The organism is Sorlinia euscelidii, from assembly GCF_036452135.1.
Taxonomy (GTDB): domain Bacteria; phylum Pseudomonadota; class Alphaproteobacteria; order Acetobacterales; family Acetobacteraceae; genus Sorlinia; species Sorlinia euscelidii.
Genome location: NZ_JAWJZZ010000006.1, coordinates 1 through 7,467, shown reverse-complemented (window position 1 = coordinate 7,467; position 7,467 = coordinate 1). Strand labels below are relative to the sequence as shown.

Here is a 7,467-nt window from a genome sequence, read left to right as displayed (position 1 = left end):
CATCATAAACAGCAGCGGAGAGACTTTTCCGATCCGGGTAACTTGCCGGGTCAATGGGGGGGTGCAGCAGAATGCTGGCCCGCATTCGACGCCATCGCGTGACCTGCCAGATATGGGGCGCCAGATCCATATCGCCATACCACGCAAAGACTTCACAATCCTCACGCCCCACATCGCGGCCATTCAACCCGTCATAGACGATGGAAACAGGCTGTATCAGGACGGGGGGTGGAAGGGAGGCCTCATCCGTCTTGCCTGACGGCTTCGCGACGGCGAAGAAAGAGGACATGAAAGGCAGGACATCGCGCCCGTCAGAAGACGTGCCTTCCGGAAATAATATCAGATTATCGCCCGCCCGCAGACGCGACGACATATCAAAAAGCTCTCGCCCCGTATTATTTCGCTGTCGACTGACGAAGATCGTGCGTCCAAGCCGGGCGAGCGTGCCAATGACGGGCCATTCCGCAATTTGCTGCTTGGCCACGAAAACCGTCGGCAGCGCGCCGCCCGCGACCGGGATATCAAGCCAGGAACAATGATTGGCGACAAAAATGACCGGCTTCTCACCACGCTCCACGGCTTTGCGATCCCGCTTTTTACCAGCGAGCGCGCCGATGATGCGGACTTCAAGGCCCAGAATGCGGCAGATTGTCGCCCAATAAACCCGTGCCACCCAGATTTTCCCCCAACCATCAAATCGGATGAGAACGGATTGGGGGATCGCCATCAGCCCGGTGAGGAGGAGTGCACCTGAAATGCGGTAGACGGACCGGAGCCGGGCTGAAAACGTATCACGCACGCCATATTTCGTGACCGGAGACGTGCCCGATGGCGGTGCGCTGGCGATAGGCGGGGGCGGTCCTTCTCGGTGAGGCATCAGACGGGACACACAACTGATAAACAGGCCGAGCAGAGAAAATCTTGCATGGGTCTCAAAACGATTCTTTCGTTTTCGGTTACCGCCTAAACGCGTCCCCGTTCCGGCGGTGTCTTGGGATCACCCACGACTTTATGCACAATCCGGGCGGGTGACAACTCTCGAGATTCAACCTTATAAGCTGGAGAAGGTTCATTGCCTTCCCGCCCATTGGCGTCACGGCAGGATGGGGGATTGATCTTTGCAGAAGATCCGACAAAAGCGTTAACCTCCGCACGCGTGACGAAAATTCGCCATTTTTCTCTGACAGGAACGCAACGGTTAAAATCTGGTCACGCACATCGCATATTCGGGAAGACGCTTTGAAAGCCTATTTGCGACATTTTCTGAAAGTTCTGTTGATTTCGGGCTTGATGATCGGCCTTGCTGAGGGGCGGGATGTGTCCGGCTATGATGTTGATGTTAAACCGTCAGGTGATGATGCTCTTGACCCGCTTGTGACCGCTTCGTCCCTGCTCATCTCGTTACAGAAGGCGAAATATCCGGGTGATTTCGCGTTCATCGCCCGGTTGCGGTCAGATTATCGTAATATCGGTGAGGCGCTGCAAAGTCGCGGCTATTATGACGGTCAGGTAATCATCACGGTGACATTGGCGGGGAAGGCGCCGATCGACGCGAAAGACCCTCATTTGCTGGATTATCTCCGGGCCGCGGGTCAGGATAGTCAGCGCCATATCAACATCTCAGTCGTCAAAGGTGATGTTTTTGAAATCGGGACAATCGCGTTTTTTCTCCCCCTTCCACCTGTCAAGGGTGACGCGGAAAAGGCGAAGGGACCGGAAGCGGATGGCGTCGCCTGGGGCCGCCCCATCACCCTGCCGCAGGCTGCGCAGGCGCGTTTCGGGCTGAAGCCCGGTCAGCCCGCGATTGCGGAGGACGTGCTGGCGGCGCGGGGGCGCCTGCTGCATGATCTGCTTGAGACCGGACATGCGGAAGCGCGGGTGGATGCGCCCATCGCCATGGTGGATAAGACTGCCAAAACGCTTAACCTTAAATTGACGGTTTATGAGGGGCCGGTCGTGGCGATTGGTCCTGTCACTTTTTCCGGCATGAAGCGCACGCGGCTTTCCTTTCTGAAGAATCGGCTACAACTCCATGAGGGTGAATTATATCGACCCTCGAAAATCGAGGATGCGCGTCAGGATATCGTCGATACCGGTATCTTCTCTTATGTCGGGGCGAAAAATGAACCCCCTTTAGTGTCACTTGCGCGGCCGCAACATGGGCTTCAGCAGGCAATGCCGGTTGTCATCAAGCTTCAGGAATCCAAGATGCGGAATATCGCGGGCCAGGCGGGATATTCGACCGATCTGGGTGGGCGCGCCGGTGTGGACTGGACGCATCGCAACCTTTTCGGCGGGGCCGAGCGGCTGAAAGTGACAGCCCTGATGACCGGCCTCGGTGGCTCCGCCCAGCAAGGGCTGGGCTATGATTTTTACACGGATCTGCTCAAGCCGGATTTTCTGCGTCGGCAGCAAAATCTCAGCCTGCGTGTCGAAGGTGTAAAGCAATTTCTTTACTCCTACCATCAGACAGCCTTGATCATCCGGGGTGGCATCTCCCGCAATGTGAGTCGCTACTGGAATATCGGCGCCAGCCTCTCCGTCGAGCAGGAAAAAATCCGTCAGTTCGGCGCGGAGAATGATTATTTCATCGCGTCCATCCCGCTCAGTGCCACCTATGACAGCACGGAGGTGAGCAACCCGATTGAACCCGCGACCCACGGCATTCGCGCCAATATCACCGTCACGCCTTCGGAATCGTTTGAACACGGCAATTCCTTCTTCACCGTCCTGAGCGCGAGTGTATCGCATTATTTTGACCTCAACCGTTTAGGGCTGACGAAACCGGGGCGCTCCATCATCGCGATACGCGGCATTGTTGGCAGCGTTCAGGGGCCTCGGTTTTTCAGATCCCGCCGGATCAGCGCCTGTACGCAGGTGGTCCCGCAACCGTGCGAGGCTTTCGTTATCAGGGCATCGGACCGCAACAGGGGAAATACGCCGTCGGCGGCACATCGCTCGATGCCGGGACAGTGGAATTCAGACAGCGCGTGATGGAGAAATTCGGCGTCGCAGCCTTTGTCGATGCCGGGCAGGTTGGTGAGGGGAGCCGCCCTTTTCAGGGGACCGTGCGCGTCGGATATGGCGCTGGCGTGCGCTACTACACCCCGATCGGCCCCGTGCGACTGGATTTTGCCCTACCCATGAACCGTCCGCGCAATGGGGATAAGTGGGAGTTCTATGTTGGTCTTGGGGAGACTTTCTGATGTCTGATGATATCTTCAGCCGGCCTCCCGAACCGTCAGGATCCGATAAAGCGCCTCTGTCGAGATCCCGGCGACTCTGGCGATTTCTGTTTCTCGCCATTCTGGCCTTACTCTCATGCGTGATTGTGGGATCAGTGGCGTAATCTGCTTCATCAACACATCTTATGGTCGCCATTTCGTGGAAAAAGCAGGTGCCGTCTTTGACGGGCGGTATGGTGGATATCGCAGGTCTCTCGGGTCGCTTCCCGACGAAGATTTCATTGGCGCATCTCAGTCTAAGAGACAAGCAGGGTGTCTGGTTTGCGGCGGACCATGTAAACGTTGCGCTGGCATCCGCCTGGCCCTGCTGCATATGCGGGTCAAAATTGATGATGTCCTGGCGCAAACCGTCTCACTTTCCCGGATGCCCGTCCCCGAAGAAGCCAACGCGACGACATCGGACAGTTCTGCATTTTCACCAGGATATTTGCATCTCGCCATCCAAATTGCGTCGGCTTGACGTGGAGAGGCTTGAAATCGGCGCACCATTGGCCGGGGTGGCGGCGCCGCTTTTCCGTCAAGCCGACGCAATTGGATGGCGAGATGCAAATATCCTGGTGAAAATGCAGAACTGTCCGATGTCGTCGCGTTGGCTTCTTCGGGACGGGCATCCGGGAAAGTGAGACGGTTTGCGCCAGGACATCATCAATTTTGACCCGCATATGCAGCAGGGCCAGCGGATGCCAGCGCAACGTTACATGGTCCGCCGCAAACCAGACACCCTGCTTGTCTCTTAGACTGAGATGCGCCAATGAAATCTTCGTCGGGAAGCGACCCGAGAGACCTGCGATATCCACCATACCGCCCGTCAAAGACGGCACCTGCTTTTCCACGAAATGGCGACCATAAGATGTGTTGATGAAGCAGATTACCGCCACTGATCCCACAATCACGCATGAGAGTAAGGCCAGAATGGCGAGAAACAGAAATCGCCAGAGTCGCCGGGATCTCGACAGAGGCGCTTTATCGGATCCTGACGGTTCGGGAGGCCGGCTGAAGATATCATCAGACATCAGAAAGTCTCCCCAAGACCAACATAGAACTCCCACTTATCCCCATTGCGCGGACGGTTCATGGGTAGGGCAAAATCCAGTCGCACGGGGCCGATCGGGGTGTAGTAGCGCACGCCAGCGCCATATCCGACGCGCACGGTCCCCTGAAAAGGGCGGCTCCCCTCACCAACCTGCCCGGCATCGACAAAGGCTGCGACGCCGAATTTCTCCATCACGCGCTGTCTGAATTCCACTGTCCCGGCATCGAGCGATGTGCCGCCGACGGCGTATTTCCCTGTTGCGGTCCGATGCCCTGATAACGAAAGCCTCGCACGGTTGCGGGACCACCTGCGTACAGGCGCTGATCCGGCGGGATCTGAAAAACCGAGGCCCCCTGAACGCTGCCAACAATGCCGCGTATCGCGATGATGGAGCGCCCCGGTTTCGTCAGCCCTAAACGGTTGAGGTCAAAATAATGCGATACACTCGCGCTCAGGACGGTGAAGAAGGAATTGCCGTGTTCAAACGATTCCGAAGGCGTGACGGTGATATTGGCGCGAATGCCGTGGGTCGCGGGTTCAATCGGGTTGCTCACCTCCGTGCTGTCATAGGTGGCACTGAGCGGGATGGACGCGATGAAATAATCATTCTCCGCGCCGAACTGACGGATTTTTTCCTGCTCGACGGAGAGGCTGGCGCCGATATTCCAGTAGCGACTCACATTGCGGGAGATGCCACCCCGGATGATCAAGGCTGTCTGATGGTAGGAGTAAAGAAATTGCTTTACACCTTCGACACGCAGGCTGAGATTTTGCTGCCGACGCAGAAAATCCGGCTTGAGCAGATCCGTGTAAAAATCATAGCCCAGCCCTTGCTGGGCGGAGCCACCGAGGCCGGTCATCAGGGCTGTCACTTTCAGCCGCTCGGCCCCGCCGAAAAGGTTGCGATGCGTCCAGTCCACACCGGCGCGCCCACCCAGATCGGTCGAATATCCCGCCTGGCCCGCGATATTCCGCATCTTGGATTCCTGAAGCTTGATGACAACCGGCATTGCCTGCTGAAGCCCATGTTGCGGCCGCGCAAGTGACACTAAAGGGGGTTCATTTTTCGCCCCGACATAAGAGAAGATACCGGTATCGACGATATCCTGACGCGCATCCTCGATTTTCGAGGGTCGATATAATTCACCCTCATGGAGTTGTAGCCGATTCTTCAGAAAGGAAAGCCGCGTGCGCTTCATGCCGGAAAAAGTGACAGGACCAATCGCCACGACCGGCCCCTCATAAACCGTCAATTTAAGGTTAAGCGTTTTGGCAGTCTTATCCACCATGGCGATGGGCGCATCCACCCGCGCTTCCGCATGTCCGGTCTCAAGCAGATCATGCAGCAGGCGCCCCCGCGCCGCCAGCACGTCCTCCGCAATCGCGGGCTGACCGGGCTTCAGCCCGAAACGCGCCTGCGCAGCCTGCGGCAGGGTGATGGGGCGGCCCCAGGCGACGCCATCCGCTTCCGGTCCCTTCGCCTTTTCCGCGTCACCCTTGACAGGTGGAAGGGGGAGAAAAACGCGATTGTCCCGATTTCAAAAACATCACCTTTGACGACTGAGATGTTGATATGGCGCTGACTATCCTGACCCGCGGCCCGGAGATAATCCAGCAAATGAGGGTCTTTCGCGTCGATCGGCGCCTTCCCCGCCAATGTCACCGTGATGATTACCTGACCGTCATAATAGCCGCGACTTTGCAGCGCCTCACCGATATTACGATAATCTGACCGCAACCGGGCGATGAACGCGAAATCACCCGGATATTTCGCCTTCTGTAACGAGATGAGCAGGGACGAAGCGGTCACAAGCGGGTCAAGAGCATCATCACCTGACGGTTTAACATCAACATCATAGCCGGACACATCCCGCCCCTCAGCAAGGCCGATCATCAAGCCCGAAATCAACAGAACTTTCAGAAAATGTCGCAAATAGGCTTTCAAAGCGTCTTCCCGAATATGCGATGTGCGTGACCAGATTTTAACCGTTGCGTTCCTGTCAGAGAAAAATGGCGAATTTTCGTCACGCGTGCGGAGGTTAACGCTTTTGTCGGATCTTCTGCAAAGATCAATCCCCCATCCTGCCGTGACGCCAATGGGCGGGAAGGCAATGAACCTTCTCCAGCTTATAAGGTTGAATCTCGAGAGTTGTCACCCGCCCGGATTGTGCATAAAGTCGTGGGTGATCCCAAGACACCGCCGGAACGGGGACGCGTTTAGGCGGTAACCGAAAACGAAAGAATCGTTTTGAGACCCATGCAAGATTTTCTCTGCTCGGCCTGTTTATCAGTTGTGTGTCCCGTCTGATGCCTCACCGAGAAGGACCGCCCCCGCCTATCGCCAGCGCACCGCCATCGGGCACGTCTCCGGTCACGAAATATGGCGTGCGTGATACGTTTTCAGCCCGGCTCCGGTCCGTCTACCGCATTTCAGGTGCACTCCTCCTCACCGGGCTGATGGCGATCCCCCAATCCGTTCTCATCCGATTTGATGGTTGGGGGAAAATCTGGGTGGCACGGGTTTATTGGGCGACAATCTGCCGCATTCTGGGCCTTGAAGTCCGCATCATCGGCGCGCTCGCTGGTAAAAAAGCGGATCGCAAAGCCGTGGAGCGTGGTGAGAAGCCGGTCATTTTTGTCGCCAATCATTGTTCCTGGCTTGATATCCCGGTCGCGGGCGGCGCGCTGCCGACGGTTTTCGTGGCCAAGCAGCAAATTGCGGAATGGCCCGTCATTGGCACGCTCGCCCGGCTTGGACGCACGATCTTCGTCAGTCGACAGCGAAATAATACGGGGCGAGAGCTTTTTGATATGTCGTCGCGTCTGCGGGCGGGCGATAATCTGATATTATTTCCGGAAGGCACGTCTTCTGACGGGCGCGATGTCCTGCCTTTCATGTCCTCTTTCTTCGCCGTCGCGAAGCCGTCAGGCAAGACGGATGAGGCCTCCCTTCCACCCCCCGTCCTGATACAGCCTGTTTCCATCGTCTATGACGGGTTGAATGGCCGCGATGTGGGGCGTGAGGATTGTGAAGTCTTTGCGTGGTATGGCGATATGGATCTGGCGCCCCATATCTGGCAGGTCACGCGATGGCGTCGAATGCGGGCCAGCATTCTGCTGCACCCCCCATTGACCCGGCAAGTTACCCGGATCGGAAAAGTCTCTCCGCTGCTGTTTATGATGTTGTGG

General features: G+C 57.0%; 7 protein-coding genes and 1 pseudogene. 4 read left to right on the top strand and 4 right to left on the bottom strand.

Features of this window, described 5'->3' with window-relative positions:
* On the bottom strand, window positions 1-877 hold an 877-nt coding region (locus tag CGLAMM_RS10880; RefSeq protein ID WP_418115685.1), incomplete at its 3' end, for a lysophospholipid acyltransferase family protein.
* A gap of 413 nt (window positions 878-1,290) precedes the next feature.
* Here CGLAMM_RS10880 and CGLAMM_RS10875 point away from each other — a divergent pair.
* The 3 genes from CGLAMM_RS10875 to CGLAMM_RS10865 are packed head-to-tail and all read left to right on the top strand — an operon-like array spanning window position 1,291 to window position 3,349.
* Complete coding sequence (locus CGLAMM_RS10875) at window positions 1,291-2,994, top strand: autotransporter assembly complex protein TamA (RefSeq protein WP_418115684.1); 1,704 nt, start codon at window positions 1,291-1,293, stop codon at window positions 2,992-2,994.
* Window positions 2,892-3,206, top strand: coding sequence for a BamA/TamA family outer membrane protein (locus CGLAMM_RS10870; RefSeq protein ID WP_418115683.1), 315 nt, complete (start codon window positions 2,892-2,894; stop codon window positions 3,204-3,206). The genes CGLAMM_RS10875 and CGLAMM_RS10870 overlap by 103 nt, the downstream gene beginning before the upstream one ends.
* Window positions 3,206-3,349: a hypothetical protein gene (locus tag CGLAMM_RS10865; RefSeq protein WP_418115682.1), complete on the top strand. Its 144-nt coding sequence runs from the start codon at window positions 3,206-3,208 to the stop codon at window positions 3,347-3,349. Before CGLAMM_RS10870 ends, CGLAMM_RS10865 begins: the two co-directional genes overlap by 1 nt.
* A 216-nt stretch (window positions 3,350-3,565) precedes the next feature.
* Here the strand turns inward: CGLAMM_RS10865 and CGLAMM_RS10860 are convergent, their stop codons facing one another.
* The 3 genes and pseudogenes from CGLAMM_RS10860 to CGLAMM_RS10850 form a co-directional block, all read right to left on the bottom strand.
* Window positions 3,566-4,258, bottom strand: coding sequence for a hypothetical protein (locus tag CGLAMM_RS10860; RefSeq protein WP_418115681.1), 693 nt, complete (start codon window positions 4,256-4,258; stop codon window positions 3,566-3,568).
* Window positions 4,258-5,477, bottom strand: a pseudogene (locus CGLAMM_RS10855) (autotransporter assembly complex protein TamA). The gene CGLAMM_RS10860 and the pseudogene CGLAMM_RS10855 overlap by 1 nt, the downstream one beginning before the upstream one ends.
* A 200-nt stretch (window positions 5,478-5,677) precedes the next feature.
* Window positions 5,678-6,172, bottom strand: coding sequence for a hypothetical protein (locus CGLAMM_RS10850; RefSeq protein WP_418115680.1), 495 nt, complete (start codon window positions 6,170-6,172; stop codon window positions 5,678-5,680).
* Window positions 6,173-6,585: 413 nt separating this feature from the next.
* On the opposite strand from CGLAMM_RS10850, the gene CGLAMM_RS10845 reads away from it, so the two are divergent.
* Window positions 6,586-7,467, top strand: an 882-nt coding sequence (locus CGLAMM_RS10845) for a lysophospholipid acyltransferase family protein (RefSeq protein ID WP_418115679.1), incomplete at its 3' end; no start/stop codon positions are given.